The organism is Pontivivens ytuae (assembly GCF_015679265.1).
Classification (GTDB): Bacteria; Pseudomonadota; Alphaproteobacteria; order Rhodobacterales; family Rhodobacteraceae; genus Pontivivens; species Pontivivens ytuae.
On the sequence record NZ_CP064942.1, the window covers coordinates 1,316,497 to 1,332,536 of the forward strand.

The 16,040-nt window shown below is 71.1% G+C and carries 16 protein-coding genes and 1 riboswitch; of the genes, 4 read left to right on the top strand and 12 right to left on the bottom strand.

What is annotated here, in order from left to right:
- Positions 1-18: 18 nt before the first annotated feature.
- The 3 genes from I0K15_RS06330 to I0K15_RS06340 are packed head-to-tail and all read left to right on the top strand — an operon-like array spanning position 19 to position 2,650.
- Positions 19-909 (top strand): manganese/iron ABC transporter ATP-binding protein, encoded by an 891-nt coding sequence (locus tag I0K15_RS06330; RefSeq protein WP_196104551.1) that lies wholly within the window; start codon positions 19-21, stop codon positions 907-909.
- Positions 906-1,796, top strand: coding sequence for a metal ABC transporter permease (locus I0K15_RS06335; protein WP_196104552.1), 891 nt, complete (start codon positions 906-908; stop codon positions 1,794-1,796). The genes I0K15_RS06330 and I0K15_RS06335 overlap by 4 nt, the downstream gene beginning before the upstream one ends.
- On the top strand, positions 1,796-2,650 hold the full coding sequence (locus tag I0K15_RS06340; protein WP_196104553.1) for a metal ABC transporter permease: 855 nt from the start codon (positions 1,796-1,798) through the stop codon (positions 2,648-2,650). The genes I0K15_RS06335 and I0K15_RS06340 overlap by 1 nt, the downstream gene beginning before the upstream one ends.
- On the opposite strand, the gene cobF is transcribed toward I0K15_RS06340, so the two are convergent.
- The 7 genes from cobF to cbiE all read right to left on the bottom strand — a co-directional run bounded on the left by cobF (position 2,647) and on the right by cbiE (position 8,813).
- Positions 2,647-3,399 (bottom strand): precorrin-6A synthase (deacetylating), encoded by a 753-nt coding sequence (gene cobF, locus I0K15_RS06345; RefSeq protein WP_196104554.1) that lies wholly within the window; start codon positions 3,397-3,399, stop codon positions 2,647-2,649. The two genes, I0K15_RS06340 and cobF, sit on opposite strands and share 4 nt — an antisense overlap.
- 61 nt (positions 3,400-3,460) lie before the next feature.
- A complete protein-coding gene (locus tag I0K15_RS06350; RefSeq protein ID WP_196104555.1) occupies positions 3,461-4,138 on the bottom strand; it encodes an energy-coupling factor ABC transporter permease in 678 nt (225 codons plus the stop codon).
- Between the two features lie 58 nt (positions 4,139-4,196).
- Positions 4,197-4,405, bottom strand: a riboswitch (cobalamin riboswitch).
- Between the two features lie 51 nt (positions 4,406-4,456).
- The gene (gene cobA / locus I0K15_RS06355) at positions 4,457-5,176 is read right to left on the bottom strand and encodes a uroporphyrinogen-III C-methyltransferase (RefSeq protein WP_196104556.1); all 720 of its coding nucleotides are present in this window, start codon (positions 5,174-5,176) and stop codon (positions 4,457-4,459) included.
- Positions 5,173-6,489, bottom strand: a complete 1,317-nt coding sequence (locus I0K15_RS06360) for a cobyrinic acid a,c-diamide synthase CobB (RefSeq protein ID WP_196104557.1) — start codon at positions 6,487-6,489, stop codon at positions 5,173-5,175. Before I0K15_RS06360 ends, cobA begins: the two co-directional genes overlap by 4 nt.
- The gene (gene cobM / locus I0K15_RS06365) at positions 6,482-7,258 is read right to left on the bottom strand and encodes a precorrin-4 C(11)-methyltransferase (RefSeq protein ID WP_196104558.1); all 777 of its coding nucleotides are present in this window, start codon (positions 7,256-7,258) and stop codon (positions 6,482-6,484) included. Before cobM ends, I0K15_RS06360 begins: the two co-directional genes overlap by 8 nt.
- The gene (locus I0K15_RS06370) at positions 7,255-7,620 is read right to left on the bottom strand and encodes a cobalamin biosynthesis protein (protein WP_196104559.1); all 366 of its coding nucleotides are present in this window, start codon (positions 7,618-7,620) and stop codon (positions 7,255-7,257) included. The genes cobM and I0K15_RS06370 overlap by 4 nt, the downstream gene beginning before the upstream one ends.
- Positions 7,617-8,813: a precorrin-6y C5,15-methyltransferase (decarboxylating) subunit CbiE gene (gene cbiE, locus I0K15_RS06375; protein WP_196104560.1), complete on the bottom strand. Its 1,197-nt coding sequence runs from the start codon at positions 8,811-8,813 to the stop codon at positions 7,617-7,619. Before cbiE ends, I0K15_RS06370 begins: the two co-directional genes overlap by 4 nt.
- Here cbiE and I0K15_RS06380 point away from each other — a divergent pair.
- Positions 8,812-9,567: a cobalt-precorrin-6A reductase gene (locus I0K15_RS06380; RefSeq protein WP_196104561.1), complete on the top strand. Its 756-nt coding sequence runs from the start codon at positions 8,812-8,814 to the stop codon at positions 9,565-9,567. The two genes, cbiE and I0K15_RS06380, sit on opposite strands and share 2 nt — an antisense overlap.
- On the opposite strand, the gene cobJ is transcribed toward I0K15_RS06380, so the two are convergent.
- Genes cobJ through cobN form a run of 5 tightly spaced genes read right to left on the bottom strand, consistent with a single transcriptional unit; the run spans position 9,540 to position 16,039 of the window.
- Complete coding sequence (gene cobJ / locus I0K15_RS06385) at positions 9,540-10,292, bottom strand: precorrin-3B C(17)-methyltransferase (RefSeq protein ID WP_196104562.1); 753 nt, start codon at positions 10,290-10,292, stop codon at positions 9,540-9,542. The two genes, I0K15_RS06380 and cobJ, sit on opposite strands and share 28 nt — an antisense overlap.
- Entirely contained in the window at positions 10,289-11,029 is a 741-nt protein-coding gene (locus I0K15_RS06390) for a precorrin-2 C(20)-methyltransferase (protein WP_196104563.1), read from the bottom strand. The genes cobJ and I0K15_RS06390 overlap by 4 nt, the downstream gene beginning before the upstream one ends.
- Positions 11,026-11,655, bottom strand: coding sequence for a precorrin-8X methylmutase (locus I0K15_RS06395; RefSeq protein ID WP_196104564.1), 630 nt, complete (start codon positions 11,653-11,655; stop codon positions 11,026-11,028). The genes I0K15_RS06390 and I0K15_RS06395 overlap by 4 nt, the downstream gene beginning before the upstream one ends.
- Positions 11,655-12,773 (bottom strand): precorrin-3B synthase, encoded by a 1,119-nt coding sequence (cobG, locus tag I0K15_RS06400; RefSeq protein WP_196104565.1) that lies wholly within the window; start codon positions 12,771-12,773, stop codon positions 11,655-11,657. Before cobG ends, I0K15_RS06395 begins: the two co-directional genes overlap by 1 nt.
- The gene (gene cobN, locus I0K15_RS06405; protein WP_196104566.1) at positions 12,770-16,039 is read right to left on the bottom strand and encodes a cobaltochelatase subunit CobN; all 3,270 of its coding nucleotides are present in this window, start codon (positions 16,037-16,039) and stop codon (positions 12,770-12,772) included. The genes cobG and cobN overlap by 4 nt, the downstream gene beginning before the upstream one ends.
- Between the last annotated feature and the right edge of the window lies 1 nt (position 16,040).

Below are 16,040 nucleotides of genomic sequence, written 5' to 3' on the forward strand. Positions count from 1 at the left end.
TTGAAGGAGAGGGACGAGATGCTGGATTCCCGGGCCGACAGGCGGGACAGGGCGGAGGCGGCGGGCACGGGCCTTGCCGCGCGCGACGTCACGGTGACCTACCGCAACGGCCACACGGCGCTGTGGAATGCCAGCTTCCAGATCCCGCGCGGCACGGTCACCGCGCTGGTGGGTGTGAACGGCGCCGGCAAGTCGACCCTCTTCAAGGCGATCATGGGTTTCGTTCCAGCCGCGAAAGGCCGGATTGAGATCCTCGGCCTCGGCGTGAAGGAGGCGCTGGCCCGCAACCTCGTCGCTTACGTGCCGCAGTCGGAGGACGTGGACTGGGCCTTCCCGGTGCTGGTCGAGGACGTGGTGATGATGGGCCGCTACGGCCATATGGGCTTCCTGCGCCGCCCTTCGGCGAAGGACCACGCCGCAGTCGCGCAGGCGCTGCAGCGGGTCAACATGCAGGACTACCGCAAGCGCCAGATCGGCGAGCTGTCGGGCGGCCAGCGCAAGCGGGTGTTCCTCGCCCGCAGCCTCGCTCAGGACGGGCAGGTGATCCTGCTCGACGAGCCGTTCACCGGCGTCGACGTGAAGACCGAGGAGCAGATCGTGGCCCTGCTGCGGGAGCTGCGCGACGAGGGGCGGGTGATGCTCGTCTCCACCCACAATCTCGGTTCCGTGCCAGAGTTCTGCGACCGCACGGTCCTCGTGAAGGGCACCGTGCTGAACTACGGCCCGACCGAAACGACCTTCACGCGGGAGAACCTGGAGGCGGCTTTTGGTGGCGTCCTGCGCCACTTTACTATCGGCGGCGCGACCCTGCACGACGACGAGGACGAGCGCGAGGTCACGATCTTCACCGACGACGAGCGCCCCTTCGTCCAGTACGGGGAGAAGACGCAGCGGAGGGACGATCCGTGAGCGTCCTCTTGGAGCCGTTCACCTATGGCTACATGACCAACGCCATGTGGGTCTCCGCCCTCGTGGGAGGGGTGTGCGCGTTCCTGTCGGCCTACCTGATGCTGAAGGGGTGGAGCCTGATCGGCGACGCGCTCGCCCATTCCGTCGTGCCGGGGGTGGCGGGCGCCTACCTGCTGGGTCTGCCCTTCGCGCTGGGCGCCTTCATCGCCGGGGGGCTCGCCGCGGGCGCGATGCTGTTCCTGTCGGAGCGGTCGGGGCTGAAGGTCGATGTGATCATCGGGCTGATCTTCACCTCGTTCTTCGGGCTCGGGCTCTTTATCGCGTCGGTGAACCCGGTCTCGATCTCGATCCAGACGATCACGATGGGCAACATCCTCGCCATCACGCCGGAGGATACGCTGCAGCTCGCCATCATCGGCTTCGTCTCGCTGGCGGTGCTGCTCGCGAAGTGGAAGGACCTGATGGTCACCTTTTTCGACGAGAACCACGCGCGGACCATCGGCCTGCGTCCGCAGCTTCTGAAGGCGGTGTTCTTTCTGCTGCTGTCCGCCTCGGTCGTTGCGGCGATGCAGACGGTGGGCGCGTTCCTCGTCATCGCGATGGTGGTGACGCCAGGGGCGACGGCGTACCTGCTCTGCGATCGCTTCCCGCGGCTGATCGCGACCTCGGTCGCCATCGGGTCGCTGACCAGCTTCACCGGCGCCTACATCAGCTACTTCCTCGACGGGGCCACGGGCGGGATCATCGTGACGTTGCAGACGCTGGTGTTCCTGATCGCGTTCGTCTTCGCGCCGAAACATGGCCTGCTCGCGGCCCGGCGCAGGGCCGACGCAGCGCTGCGGAGCGGCCCCGAGGAACCCGTGGGACGGCCGGAGGAGGCGCTCTGATGGACCTTGAGACGCTGATGATGCCGTTCCGCTTCCCGTTCATGCAGAACGCCTTCTACATCTCGATGATCGTGTCGGTGCCCACGGCGCTCTTGTCCTGCTTTCTCGTGATGAAGGGCTGGGCGTTGATGGGCGATGCGGTCAGCCACGCGGTGCTGCCGGGCATCGTGCTCGCCTACATCCTGGGGTTCCCGCTGATCCTTGGCGCCTTCGCCGCGGGCATGACCTGTGCGCTGGCGACCGGCTATCTCGCCACCAACAGCCGGGTCAAGCAGGACACGGTGATGGGCGTCGTCTTCTCCGGCATGTTCGGGGTGGGGATCGTGCTTTACGTCTCGGTCGAGACGAATGCGCATCTCGACCACATCCTGTTCGGCAACATGCTGGGGGTGGAGCCGCATGAGCTGCTGACCGCCGGGCTGATCTCGCTGGGCGTGGGGGCGGCGCTGCTCCTGAAGTGGAAGGATCTGGTGCTCCACAGCTTCGATCCGGCGCAGGCGCAGGCGTCGGGGCTGCGGGTGAACTGGCTGCATTACGGGCTGCTGGCAGCACTGTCGCTGACCATCGTGGCGACGCTCGCAGCCGCGGGGCTGATCCTCGCCATCGGCCTGCTGATCGCGCCGGGTGCGATCGCGTTCCTGCTGGTCCGACGCTTCGCGACGATGCTGTGGGTGTCGGTGCTCGTCTGCATGGGCTCGATGCTGCTGGGAACTTACGCGAGCTTCTTCCTCGACTCCGCCCCGGCGCCGACGATCGTGCTGATCCTGACGGCGGTGTTCATCGCGGCTTTCGTCCGGCGGCAAAGGCTGACGCGCCGCATGTCGCGGCGGCGTGTGGCGGGTCCCGCCGCCTAGCGGTATTCGAGCAGGTAGGTGTCCATGATCCAGCCGTGCTCGGCGCGGGCCGTGCCGCGTGCCTCCCGGATCCGGGCGCCGCACTCGGCCACCGCCCCGGCGTCGAGGATCTGCTGCGCCATGCCCAGATAGGCGCCCCACCAGATGTGCAGGCCGTCCCGCGGCAGCTCCAGAAACGCGCAGTCGCCGTCGAGCATCACCGCCATCCGTTCCGCCCCCGAGGGCCATCCGCCCTCGCGCAGCTTGCGGCCGGTGGTGATCGTGACCGGGCCGCCGAGCGTGTTGAGCGGGATTGCATGGGCCGCCGTCAGCAGCTGGAGGCTCGTGATCCCCGGCACGACATGGGTGCGAACCTGGGTCCCCGCCGCCGACAGCCGCTCCGCGATACGCAGCGTGCTGTCATAAAGCGACGGGTCGCCCCAGACCATCAGCGCCACGCGACCGGAGCCGCCGGGCAGGTGCGCCTCGATCTGCCGGGTCCACTCCGCGGCGATGGCGTCGTGCCACGAGTTTACCCCGTCGAGATAGGTGCCCGAGGCATCGCGGACCGGCATGTCGAACTCGGCGACCCGCACGGATGCGCGCAGGACATCGGTGCAGATCGTCTTGCGCAGGTCGAGCAGGTCCGCCTTCTCGCCCCCCTTGCGCGGCAGCAGGATCAGGTCCGCGCCCTCCAGCGTGCGAATGGCGCCGAGGGTCAGATGCTCCGGATCTCCGGTGCCGATGCCGACGAGGAAGAGGTCGATCATGATGCGTCCAGACAGCAAAAAGGGGCCGGCGATGCGGCCCCTCGGGAGCGCATGGCCCGGCTCAGGCCGCGGAGTAGAGGCGCGGCGTCAGAAGACCGCTCCGCTCCAGGTTCCGCGCGGCCTTCGCGCCCGCCAGCACGGCGAGGTCGGCCAGCGGCTCCACGATGATGACCAGCATGTAGGCGACACCGAAGGTGCCGATGGCCATTAGGTTCTCCGCCCCGAAGCCCTGACCGTAGAGGGCCCAGAAGGCCACCCAGGTCACGACACCGCCCTGATAGGCGGTCGAGAGCGCCAGCGCCTGGCCGTACTTCAGGTCCACATAGGCGGTGTGCGGCGCGATGATGCGCTTCGCCAGCGCCTGCACGGCGAAGAGCGGCACCAGCAGCGTGGTCACGTTCATGAAGTATTGCGGCAGGTCGATGGGCGCGAAGAGCAGCCCCTGCGCCAGCAGCCCGATCGCCAGACCCAGCGCGGCGGGCAGAGCGCCGAAGATCAGGAACAGCGTGGAGCCGAGGATGAAATGCACCTCCGACACGCCGACGGGAAACTTAGGCAGAACCTCGAAAAAGAAGAAGACGGCGAGGCTGGAGGCCGCGGTCGCCCCTGCCAGCGAGACGAGCGAACGCTCCTTCAGCCAGTCCACGGCCAGCTTGCCGGTATAGGCGGCCGCCCCTGCCGCGGTCGCATAGCTGAGCGCCAGTTTCGCGCCGTCCACGACGCCGGGTTCGATGTGCATGATGTTGTCCTTTCGGTGCTGCAACACCCCGTGCAGCGTTTGTTTCAACCAGCGCGACGCGTGCCGCACACCTCTGGCCGGTCTCCGGGCTCGCGAGTGTCTCTCCACCTGGGCCGCCTTCCCATGCGTGTGCACAGTGGCTCTTGGCCTCGGTCTTCTCGCATACCGTTGCGGGGGCAGCGCCGGCTTCGACCGCAGGGCGGTCTACCGGCTTCCCGTTTCACCCCGGTCCATGCGGATCGGGGCACCAGAAGCGAGATCAGTTAAGGCCCATCGGAAGGCCCGGTCAAGCAGCGGATGGACAGGTTGACGCAGGATCTAGCCGTCCGCGAGCGAACCGAAGAGGATGAGGGCGGGCACTTCCGACATCTCCTCGCCCAGCCGCCGGGCAAGCTCCACGACACTGAGCCGGGTGAGCTTCTGGTCGTGGTGGCTGACGTTCTCGGCCAGCAGGGCGGGCACGTTTTCGGGGAGCCCCGCTTCGAAGAGAAGCTGCGCGAGCGCCGGGAAGGTCCGCTTGGGCATGAAGACTACGGTGGTCGCATTCGGATCGGCGAGCGCCTGCACGTTCACGTCGTCGGGCAGCCGGCCCATCACGTCGTGGCCGGTGACGAACTGCACCCGCCGCGCGGTGAGGCGGCGGGTCAGCGGGATGCCGGCGGCGGCGACCGCGGCGGTGGCCGAGGTGACGCCGGGCACGATCTCGAACGGGATGCCCGCGGCGCGCACCGCCACGATCTCCTCCTCCAACCGGCCGAAGACGCCGGGATCGCCCGATTTCAGGCGCACCACCCGGATGCCGGTGGAGGCATACTCGACGAGCAGGCGGCTCACATGATCCTGCTTGGGCGAGGGGCGGCCCGCCCGCTTGCCCACGCCCACGAGGTCGGCCCCCGCCCGCGCGTGGGCCAGAATCGGCCCCGAGGAGAGGTCGTCGAACAGGATCGCGTCGGCCCGCTTCATCCGGTCCACGGCCTTCAGCGTCAGAAGCTCCGGATCGCCGGGGCCGGAGCCCACGAAGCTCACGAACCCGCTCACGACGTCGCCTCGGCGATCAGGTGGAAGAAGGTGCCGGTGGCCTGCCCGCGGCGGGAGCCGGTCTCGGGCACCACGTCGCCGTTCGCATCCCGCACCTCGGCCAGCGGCGCGTCGGGCTGGTCGAGGATGGTGGAGTAGTGGAACTCATGACCGCGCAGCGTCGCTCCGGCGGCGAAGCCCGGCAGCGGCGCCTGCAGTGTCGCGTGACGGTAGCCGAGATGGAACTTGCGCTTCTCGTAGCTGGTGACGAGGCCGAGCAGCCCCGCCATCTCGTGCCGCACGCCCTCCTTGTCGATCAGCGCCGCACCCATCGCCATGTAGCCGCCGCACTCGCCATGGACGGGCTTCGTCTCGGCATGGCTGCGCAGCGCGGCGCGGAAGGTCGTGGCAGCGGCGAGCCGTCCGGCGTGGAGCTCCGGATAGCCGCCGGGCAGCCAGACGAGATCGGCCTGCGCGTCTGGCGCTTCGTCGGCGAGGGGGGAGAAGGGCAGGAGCTCCGCCCCCGCCTGCCGCCAGCCCTCCAAGAGATGCGGATAGGTGAAGGAGAACGCCGCATCCTGAGCCAGCGCGATCCGCTGGGCCGGTGGCTTCGGGAGCGTGCCTGCGGTCAGCGCCCGGTCACCGCCCGTCGCTGCCGCACGGATCGCGGCGAGGTCGACATGCTCGCGCAGGAAAGTCGCATAGGTCTCGATCGCGGCGTCGAGCTCCGGATGCTCCACCGCCTGGATCAGGCCGAGATGCCGCTCGGGCAGCGTGAGGTCGCCGCGCCGCGGCAGGGCGCCGAGCACGGTGAGGCCCGCCTCCTCCATCCCCAGCCGGATCAGCCGCTCGTGCCGCGGGCTCGCGACGCGGTTGAGGATGACGCCGGCGAAGGGCAGTTCGGGGTGGTAGCGCTGAAAGCCGAGTGCGACGGCGGCCGCCGACTGTGCCTGCCCGCCGACATCGAGGACCAGCACCACGGGCCATCCCATGCGCAGGGCAAGCTCCGCGCTGGAGCCGCGCCCGGTCTCCCCGTCCGTCGCGACGCCGTCATAGAGGCCCATGGACCCTTCCGCGACCACGATATCCGCGGCCTGAGCCGCACCCGCGATGGTGTCGAGCAGGCCGGGCATCATCGACCAGGTGTCGAGGTTGAACGAGTCCCGGCCCGCCGCCGCGCGGTGGAAGGCGGGGTCGATGTAGTCCGGCCCGCTCTTGAACGGCTGCACAGTGAGGCCGTCCTCCGCCAAGGCGCGGAGGAGGCCCAGCATCACCGTCGTCTTGCCCGTCCCCGAGCCGGGGGCCGAGACGAGGAGGCCCGGCGGGTTACGCATCGCTCGCCCCCGTCGCGCTGCGCGGCCGGAACCGGCGGTCGTAGTCGGGGGCGTAGAGGCAGCTCTCGTCGAAGCCTTCGCCGCTCAGCGCTGGGCCCACGAGGATCAGGGCGGTCCGCTCGATGCCCGCATCCATGGCGCCCTCGATGGTCGCGAGCGTCGCCCGCACGATCCGCTGATCGGGCCAGGTCGCGCGGTAGACGACGGCCACCGGACAGTCGGCACCGTAGGCGGGCGTCAGGTCGGCGACGACGGTCGCGAGGTTGTGGATCGACAGATGAATGGCGAGCGTCGCCCCCGTCGCCGCGAAGTTCGTCAGGCTCTCCCCCTCCGGCATGCGGGAGGCGCGGCCCGGCGTGCGCGTCAGCACCACCGATTGCGCGAGGCCGGGCAGCGTGAGTTCCGCCCCCAGCGCGGCCGCCGCGGCGGCGAACGAGGGCACGCCGGGCGTCACTGACACCGGGATGCCTTCGGCCCGCAGGCGGCGCAGTTGCTCGCCCATCGCGGACCAGACGGAGAGGTCGCCGGAGTGGAGCCGGGCGACGTCCTGCCCGGCCTCGGTCGCCGCCTTGCACTCCGCCACGATGGCGTCGAGGTCGAGCGGTGCCGTGTTCACGATCCGCGCGTCGGCGGGGCAGTGGGCGAGGATCTCCTCGGGCACCAGCGATCCGGCATAGAGGCAGACAGGGCAGGACGCGATCAAGTCGCGCCCGCGCAGCGTCAGAAGGTCCGGTGCGCCGGGCCCGGCGCCGATGAAGTGAACGGTCATCTGGGGTCTCCTGAAGCGATGGCGCAGGTGGCGAGCCGGTCGGCGGAGATCCGGCGGGCGCTGATGAGCGTTGCGCCAGGACCAGCGGCGGCCAGTGCCGCGGCCTCCGCCACGCTGCCGGTGCCGCGGGCTGCCAGCACGCGCTCGGCCTGCGTCGGTGTGTCGATGGCCGCGAGCGTCGCGGCGTCGATGCTGCACACCGGCAGGCCTAATGCGGCAGCGAGGTCGGTGAGGCAGGCGGCGTCCGCCTTGTCCTCCGGGGCCGCGAGCAGGTCGATAGGCGGCCCGCCCGCCGCTGCGAGCGCCTGCTCCAGCGAGGCCCGCGTCGCCGCCCCGCGAAATCCGAAGCCGGCTACGATCATCGGGTCACGCTCCACTGGACGATGGGGTAGGCGGCTTTCCAGGCGCGCTTGCCGCCGACGGGCGTGACGTTGGACAGGGCGATGTGCATCAGCTCGCCGCCGACCTCCGATTGCCAGCGGGTGAGCAGCGCCTCACTCTCCAGCGTCACGGCGTTGGCGACGAGGCGGGTGCTGGGCGGGAGCGTGGTCCAGAGGTGGCGCAGCATCTCCTCGCTGAGGCCACCGCCGATGAAGACCGCGTCCGGCTTCGGCAGGTCTCGCAGCGCGTCCGGCGCGCGTCCTTGCACGATCCGGAGCCGGTCGACGCCGAGGGCATCGGCGTTGCGTCGGGCACGGGCGGCGCGCTCGGGGTCGGCCTCGATCCCCGTGGCGGTGCAGGCGGGGTGCGACATGAGCCACTCGATCGCTATGGACCCCGCGCCGAGGCCGATGTCCCACAGATGCTCCCCGGGCTGCGGCGCGAGGGCGGAGAGCGTCAGCGCTCGCACGGGACGGCGCGTGAGTTGCCCATCGCTCTCGAACAGCGCGTCGGGACGGCCGGAGGCGGCGGGGATAGCGATCCCGTCGCCGGCCACCTCCAGACCCACGGCAACGGGGTGCGCGATGTCGGTCAGCGTCAAGGCTGCGGCCGTTGTGCTTCGCACCCGCTCCCGCGGGCCGCCGAGCGCTTCAAGGATGTGCAGCGTGCTCTCCCCGAACCCCAGCTCTGTCAGCCAGGCGGTCAGCTCGGCCACCGCCGCTCCGTCGCGCAGCAGCACCAGGGCCCGCTGGCCCGGCGCCAGATGGGGCCGAAGCCGTGTCAGCGGCGCGGCATGCAGGCCGAGGCAGGGCGTGTCCTCCAAGGGCCAGCCGAGCCGGGCGGCCGCGTGGGAGAAGGTCGACGGCCCCGGCAGCGCGCGCCACTCGCCGCGCTCCAGCGTCCGCGCCACCGCGCGCCCTGCGCCGAACCAGAACGGATCGCCGGAGACGAGCATCACCGCCCGCCGCCCGCGTTGCGCCACCAGCAGCGGCAGCCCGTCCACGAACGGCACCGGCCATTCGATCCGCTCGGCTGCGAGCTCCGGCAGCAGCGCCAGGTGGCGGGGCGGGCCCATCACGACCTCCGCCGCTTCCAGCGCCTCGCGCGCGGTGGATGTCAAACCCTGTGGCCCGTCCTCGCCGAGCCCGATAAGAGTGAGCCAGGGATCATCCATGACGCGACACGTTCTCATCCTTGGCGGTACGACCGAAGCCCGCGCGCTCTGCGACGCGGTGGCGGCGCGCGGCATTCCGGCGACGCTCTCCTACGCGGGCCGCGTCGCACGACCCGCGCCGCAGGCCGTTCCAGTGCGCGTCGGCGGCTTCGGCGGGACGGAGGGGCTGACGCGCTACCTCACCGAGCATGCGATCACCGAGGTCGTGGACGCGACCCATCCCTTCGCCGCGCAGATGAGCGGCAATGCCGTAGCGGCCTGCGCGGCGGCCGGCGTGCCGCTGATCGCGCTCACCCGCCCGCCCTGGCAGTCCACCGAAGGCGACCGCTGGACCGAGGTTGCGGATCTGCCCGCCGCCGTCGAGGCCCTCGCCGGACCGCCGCAGCGCGTGATGCTCGCCGTGGGCCGGATGCACCTCGCCGCCTTCGCTGCGCAGCCGCAGCACGACTACCTGTTGCGGCTCGTCGATCCGCCGGAGCAGCCGATCCCGCTGCCGAAGCACCACGCCGTGATCTCCCGCGGACCGTTCAAGACCGAAGGCGACATCGTCCTGCTGCGGGAGCATCGCATCGAGCGCATCGTGGCGAAGAATGCCGGCGGCTCCGGCGCCGTGGCCAAGATCGAGGCGGCCCGCGCGCTGGGACTGCCGATCGTCATGATCGCCCGACCGCCGGTGCCGGCCCGGCGCGAGGCGCATACCGTGGCCGAAGTCCTCGCCTGGCTCGATCATGTCACCACCGATCTCGGCGTGTAGACAAAGGGCACACTATCCCGCGCGATCACCCGCGTCTGGCTGGAGCCGACGATGACCATGGTGCGCATGTCCGCCATCCCGGGCTGCGCCTCGGGCAGTGGCACGACGCGCAGCGTTTCCTCGGGTGTCGAGACGGCGCGGGCGAAGAGGACGGGGCGGGTGTCGGCGCAGCGTTCCTTGAGCAGATCCAACACCTTTCCGAACCCCTCCGGCCGCGCCTTGGAACGCGGGTTGTAGAAGGCCATCGCGAAATCCGCCTCGACGGCGAGGCGCAACCGTTTCTCGATCAACTCCCACGGTTTGAGGTTGTCCGACAGGTTGATCGCGCAGAAATCGTGGCCCAGCGGCGCGCCCGCCCGGGCTGCCGCCGCCAGCATCGCCGTGATGCCGGGCAGCACGCGGATATCGAGGTCGCGCCAGCCCGCCGGTCCCGCCTCCACCGCCTCGAACACCGCGGCGGCCATGGCGAAGACGCCGGGATCGCCGGAGGAGACGACGACGACCCGCCGACCCGCCGCCGCAAGCTCCAGCGCATGGCGGGAGCGGTCGATCTCCACCCGATTGTCGCTGGGATGCAGTTCGAGCCCCGGCCGCGGAGCCACACGCGCCACGTAGGGAATGTAGCCGATCACGTCGGTCGCCTCGGCCAGTGCCGCCGTCACCTCGGGTGTGACGAGCGCGTCCGCGCCGGGGCCGAGCCCCGCGACGGCGAGCCAGCCGCTCACGGCCGCCGCCCCTGCCCGTGGACGATGATGATGGAGAAATAGGGCGTCACGCGCTCGCAGGCCTGGGTGAGCGGCATCACGCTCTGGTTCGGCATGGTGGCGTATTCGACGAGCCACGCTGCCGAGAGCCGCCCGGCCCGCTCCAGCGCGCGGCGCACCTTGTCGATATTGCGCCCGATCTTCATGACGACGAGGGCGTCGGCGCTCGCCATATGGCGCACCAGTTCGTCCTCGCCGAGGGTGCCCATCAGCACCGTCAGCACGTCGTCGCCCCAGGTCACGGGCTGCCCCGTCGCGGTCCACGCGCCCGACATGCCGGTGATCGCAGGCACGACCTCGACCGGCACGCCCGGCGACAGGCGGGTGTAGAGGTGCATGAAGGAGCCGTAGAAGAACGGGTCGCCCTCGCAGAGCACCACGACATCCTCACCGCGCTCCGCCAGCGCGCGCAGATGCGCGGCGCACTCGGCGTAGAAGGCGGACAGGATGCGGTTGTATTCGGGGTCGTGCAGCGGGATCTCGGTCGTGACCGGGTACTCCATCGGGAACTCGACTGCGCCCTCGGCCAGCATCCCCTCCACGATCCGCCGGGCCTGACCGGGGCGGCCCTTCTTGCGGAAGAAGGCGACATGGCGTGCGCCGCGGACCAGCCGGTCGGCGCGGACGCTCATCAGGTCGGCATCGCCGGGGCCGAGGCCGACGCCGTGGATCGTGCCCGGATGCTTGAGCGTGCTCATTCGGCGCGGCTCGCCACGGCGTTGATCGCGGCGACCGTGATCGCGCTGCCGCCGAGCCGCCCGTCTACGACGCAGCAGGGCACCGGCTGATCGGCCCAGAGCGCGGCCTTGGACTCCGCCGCTCCGACGAAGCCCACCGGGCAGCCGATAATCGCCGCCGGACGCGGACAGTCCGGATCCTCCAGCATGTTGAGGAGGTGGAAGAGGGCCGTCGGCGCGTTCCCGATCGCCACCAGCGCACCGGCGAGATGCGGCCGCCACAGCTCCAGCGCTGCGGCGGAGCGGGTGTTCCCGATCTCCTGTGCCAGCTCCGGCACGCCGGGCGCGTGGAGGGTGCAGATGACCTCGTTGCCGGCGGGCAGGCGCTTGCGTGTCACGCCCTCGCTCACCATCCGCGCATCGCAGAGGATCGGAGCACCTTGCTCCAGTGCCGCGCGGGCCACCGCGGTGAAGCCGGGGGAGAAGCGGATGTGAGGTGCGAGCTCCACCATCCCCGCCGCGTGGATCATGCGCACGGCCACCTGCTCGTCGAGCGGGTCGAAGCGGGCGAGCTCCGCCTCCGCCCGGATGGTGGCGAAGGACTCGGCGTAGATCGCGGCCCCGTCGGTCTCGTAAGCGTATGGCATCAAGGCGTCTCGAAAAGCTCGTCCAGCTCGCCCGGCGTAAGGCCGGTCCGTTCGGGCGCATCCCACGGACGCTGGCCGCGCACAAGATCGAAACGACCGTCGCGCCCGACCAGTGTGACATCGGCGGGCCGGGGTCGGGCGCAGCCCTTGGCGCAGCCGGAGACGTGGAGGGTTCCGGTGGTGCGGCCGGCAAGGCGGCGGGCGAGGCCGCGCGTCTCGACGGTGGCGGACGTGCAGAAGGGCGCACCGGGGCAGGCGTCGACGCGCAGCAAGGGGTCGTCGGGTTCCGTGATGAAGCCGGGGACGGCGCGGGCTGGGGTGCCCTCCAGCAGGAGCATCCGCCACGGCGTCGTGCGGATCGCGGCGGGTTTGGTCAGCTCCATCAGCTCGCGCAGTTGCGCCGCCGTGACCTGACCGAAGGGCAGGCCGATCAGCGCGCCGCTTGGCGTATCACCGATAGCTGGCGGCTGGCCGGACGGGCGGGGTGGGGTGGTGCCTACCTCACCCATCTGTGCGACATGGTGGACCATGCGCTTGGCCGCCACGCCGCCGGTCTCGACGAAGCGATGGGTGAGCGCGACGACCGTGTCGATGGCATTGCTGCGCGTCACCTCGATCCCGCCCTCGGCACCGGCGCACAGCACCAGCAGCCTGCCTCCAATCGTCCGCGTGATAGTGATGTCGGCGGAGAGCTCGGCCGGCACCTCAGCGATATCCACCGCGAAGCCGAACTTCGCGGGCAACTCGGGCAATTCTTCAAGACGAGTCGTCAGTTCAAGCGCCATCGCCTCCGCCGCGTCGCCCTGCGTGGAAAACGGCGTCACGACGATGTTCCGGCGGTGCTCCAGCACCGGATCGCTGTCCAGCAGCCCGAGCGCTATCAGCTCATCGAGGAGCGGCGGATGCGTCTCCTCCCGCACACCGCGGAGCTGGACGTTGGCGCGGCCCGTAACCTCGATGACGCCGGAGCCGTGCCGCTCCGCCGCGGCGCAGAGCCCCAGCACCTGCTCGGCGGACAGGCGCGACACCAGCGGCCGCACCCGCACGATCAGCCCGTCGCCCGACATCATCGGGCGGTACGCGCCGGGGCACCAGCCCTTCGCCTCGGGCCGGGTCATGCCAACCGCTCCAGCCCGGCGCGGATCGAGTTGCGCCGGGTCTGCCACAGCCCCGCGTCGAGCAGGGCGGCGAAGCGCTCTTCCATTGCCGCCAGCGCGCCCGGATTGGCCTCGGCGAGGAAGGCGCGGATCTCGGCGTCGCCCAGCGTCGCGTCGTGGTAGAGGTCGAAGAGATGCGGCGCGACGCTGCCTGCCAGATGCGCAAAGGCGGCCATGTGGTCGAGCGTCGCCGCGATCTCCGCCGCGCCGCGGAAGCCGTGCCGCGTCATGCCGGCGAGCCAGCCGGGATGGCTCGCGCGCGCATGGACCACGCGGGCGATCTCCTCGGCCTGCAGCCGGGCACGGGGCCGCTCCGGATCGGTCGCGTCCACGTGGTAGAGCCGTGCCTGCCCGCCGGTGATCGCCTGCGCGGCGGCGAAACCCGCCTCATGCGCTGCGTAGTCGGAGGCGAGCAGGAGGTCCGTCTCCGGCAGATCCTGAAGGTGAACGAAGGCGTCCGCCTCGGCCACCCGCGCCGCGATCCCCTCAGCATCGCGCCGCGGCTCCTGCCCATCGAGCGCCCAGGCGGAGGCGGCGAGCCAGGCTTCGCCCGCCGCGCGGCGCGCCGCGTCGGAATAGTCCTCAAGTGTGGCGCCCATCCCCAGCCCGTAGGAGCCCGGCGCCGGGCCATAGACCCGCGCCTCGTCCCTCCCGACGAAGGGGTTGTAGTCCGGCGCCTCGTCCCGCGCGGCAAGTGCCCGCACGGCCTGCGAGAACAGTGCGGACAGCGTCGGGAACACGTCGCGGAAGAGGCCCGAGACACGAAGCGTCACGTCGATGCGCGGGCGGTCGATCTCGGCCAGCGGCAGGATCTCGATGCCCGAGACCCGCTCGGAGCCCTTGTCCCAGACCGGTTTCGCGCCGAGGAGGTGGAGCGCCATCGCGAACTCCTCTCCGGCGGTGCGCATCGTGGCCGAGCCCCAGAGGTCCACGATCAGGCCGCGCGGCCAGTCGCCCTCGTCCTGAACGTGGCGGCGCAGCAGCTCCTCGGCCAGCGTGACGCCCTGGGCATAGGCCGCACGGGTCGGGATGGCGCGCGGATCGGTGGTGAAGAGGTTGCGGCCCGTCGGCAGCACGTCGCTCCGCCCGCGATAGGGTGAGCCGGAGGGGCCGGGGGCGACGCGGCGGGCGCTCAGCGCATCCGCAAGGGCTGCGCGCTCGGCCGCCGCAGAGGGGGCCGCATCAAGCGCGGACTTCGCCGTCGGCCCGCGGCCGAAGACATGCAGCCCGTCGCCGAACTGGCTCTCCTTGATATCGCAGACGAAGCGGTCGATCCGGGTGATCGCCTCGGCCGGGCAGGAGGTCGCCTCGATCCCCAGATCCTCCTCGACGCCCGCCGCCTGCGCCTCGATGCGGATGTCGTCCTGCAGCCGGTCGCGCCGCTTCGGATCGAGCCCGTCGGCGTTGGAGAACTCGTCGAGCAGCGCCTCCAGCCGGGCGAGCCGTTCGGGCGTCCCGCTCTCGCGCAGGGGCGGCGGCAGGTGGCCGAGGGTCAGCGCGCCGACGCGCCGCTTGGCCTGCGCCGCCTCGCCGGGATCGTTGACGATGAAGGGATAGATGACGGGCAGCGGGCCGGTCAGCGCCTCGGGCCAGCAGGTGTCCGACAGGGCGACGGACTTGCCGGGCAGCCATTCGAGCGTGCCGTGGGCGCCGATATGGACCAGCGCATCGCAGCCCATCGCGTGGCGGAGCCAGAGGTAGAAGGCGACGTAGCCGTGCCGCGGCGTGCGGGCGAGGTCGTGGTACTCGTCCGCGCGCAGCTCCGGCGTGCCGCGCTCGGGTTGGAGGGCGACGAGCGCATCGCCCCGGCGGACCGCGGCGAAGTGGATGGCGCCGTTGCGCACCGCTGGATCATGCTCCGGCGCACCCCACACTGCTTCCAGATCGGCGCGCAGGGGCTCCGGCAGGGTGGCGAGGGCGGCTCGATATTCCTCCAGCGGCCAGCTCAGCGTCTCGGTCAGCGCGTTCTGCAACGGCGCTCCGCCCGGCGCGCCCAGATCGGTGAGCATGGCTTCGGCGGAGGCCAGCGCGTCGAGGCCGACCGCGTGGGCCATCTGCCACGGCTTGCCGGGATAGGTGGAGAGGACGAGCGCCGGGCGCTTCGCCCCGCCGCGCAGGCTGACCCAGCCCGCGACGCGATCGGCGACGGCCTCGATCCGCGCGGCCTCGGCCCGGTGGGCGTAGCGCTCGAATTCGAGATCGGGGTCGCGTGTGCCCGGCTCCTTGAACGAGGCGACACCGGTGAGGAGGCGGCCGTCCACCTCCGGCAGGACGACATGCATGGCGAGATCGGCGGGGGAGAGGCCACGCTCCGCCTCTGCCCACGCCTGCCGGGTGGAGGTCGCGAGCGCCACCTGGAACACCGGCACGCCGGCCGCGTCGAGCGGAGAGGTGCCGTCCTCCCCCTTGCCCGAGAAGGAGGTCGCGTTGACGATCGCGACGGGGGCCAGCGCCTCGACCTGCCGCTTCATCCAGCGGGCGGCCTCGGGCGCCTTCAGCGACGGCGCGAAGAGGGCGCTGACGGCGAAACCCCGCGCCTCGAACGCGGCGAAGAGCGCGCGGATCGGGTCGAGATCGGCCGCCGAGACGAAGGCGCGGTAGAAGGTGAGGAGCAGGCGCGGCCGCTTCCCCGCCCTCATCAGTGCCACCGCCGGGCAGCCCGCGCCGTACTCCGGCGTCCAGCCGCCGACCATGGGCAGCACCTTCGCGCCACGCACCGGCCCGGCATAGAGCCCCGCGGCCAACGACAACTGGGCCAGCGCCGCCTGCGCCGCGACCGGCCCGCCGGTGTCGCACAGCTGCGCAAGCTGGCGCAGGGTGGAACGCGGCAGGGTCGAGACCTCATCGAGCCGCGCATCCTCGCGCCCGTCCGCGGGCAGCACCGCAAGCGCGATCCCCTTCTGCCGCGCCAGCGCCTGCACCTGCTGCAGACCATAGGCCCAGTAGGGCACGCCGCCGATCAGGCGGATCAGGATGCCCTTCGCCCCATCCAGCGTGTTCTCCACATAGGTGTCGACCGAGAGCGGATGCTTCAGCGCCGCGAGGTTCGCGAGCCGCAGCGGCGGCAGCGGACTGCCGCCCTCCCGCGCCCGGTGCCATCCCGCCGCGAAGGCGCCGAGGTCGCTGTCGGAGAAGGAGAGCACCACCAGATCCGCGGGGCTCTGCCCCAGATCGGTGGGCGTCTCCGTCTCCTCCAGCCCGTGGCTCTCGCGGAAGATGACATGCATG

Bases quoted from the DNA above. Each gene is read 5' to 3' on its own strand.
- I0K15_RS06350 (WP_196104555.1), bottom strand. From the start codon at position 4,138: ATGCACATCGAACCCGGCGTCGTGGACGGCGCGAAACTGGCGCTCAGC.
- I0K15_RS06360 (WP_196104557.1), bottom strand. From the start codon at position 6,489: ATGCGTAACCCGCCGGGCCTCCTCGTCTCGGCCCCCGGCTCGGGGACG.
- cobN (WP_196104566.1), bottom strand. From the start codon at position 16,039: ATGCATGTCATCTTCCGCGAGAGCCACGGGCTGGAGGAGACGGAGACG.
- cobF (WP_196104554.1), bottom strand. From the start codon at position 3,399: ATGATCGACCTCTTCCTCGTCGGCATCGGCACCGGAGATCCGGAGCAT.
- I0K15_RS06390 (WP_196104563.1), bottom strand. From the start codon at position 11,029: ATGAGCACGCTCAAGCATCCGGGCACGATCCACGGCGTCGGCCTCGGC.
- I0K15_RS06395 (WP_196104564.1), bottom strand. From the start codon at position 11,655: ATGCCATACGCTTACGAGACCGACGGGGCCGCGATCTACGCCGAGTCC.
- I0K15_RS06340 (WP_196104553.1), top strand. From the start codon at position 1,796: ATGGACCTTGAGACGCTGATGATGCCGTTCCGCTTCCCGTTCATGCAG.
- I0K15_RS06370 (WP_196104559.1), bottom strand. From the start codon at position 7,620: ATGATCGTAGCCGGCTTCGGATTTCGCGGGGCGGCGACGCGGGCCTCG.
- I0K15_RS06330 (WP_196104551.1), top strand. From the start codon at position 19: ATGCTGGATTCCCGGGCCGACAGGCGGGACAGGGCGGAGGCGGCGGGC.
- cobM (WP_196104558.1), bottom strand. From the start codon at position 7,258: ATGACCGTTCACTTCATCGGCGCCGGGCCCGGCGCACCGGACCTTCTG.
- cbiE (WP_196104560.1), bottom strand. From the start codon at position 8,813: ATGGATGATCCCTGGCTCACTCTTATCGGGCTCGGCGAGGACGGGCCA.
- cobG (WP_196104565.1), bottom strand. From the start codon at position 12,773: ATGACCCGGCCCGAGGCGAAGGGCTGGTGCCCCGGCGCGTACCGCCCG.
- I0K15_RS06380 (WP_196104561.1), top strand. From the start codon at position 8,812: ATGACGCGACACGTTCTCATCCTTGGCGGTACGACCGAAGCCCGCGCG.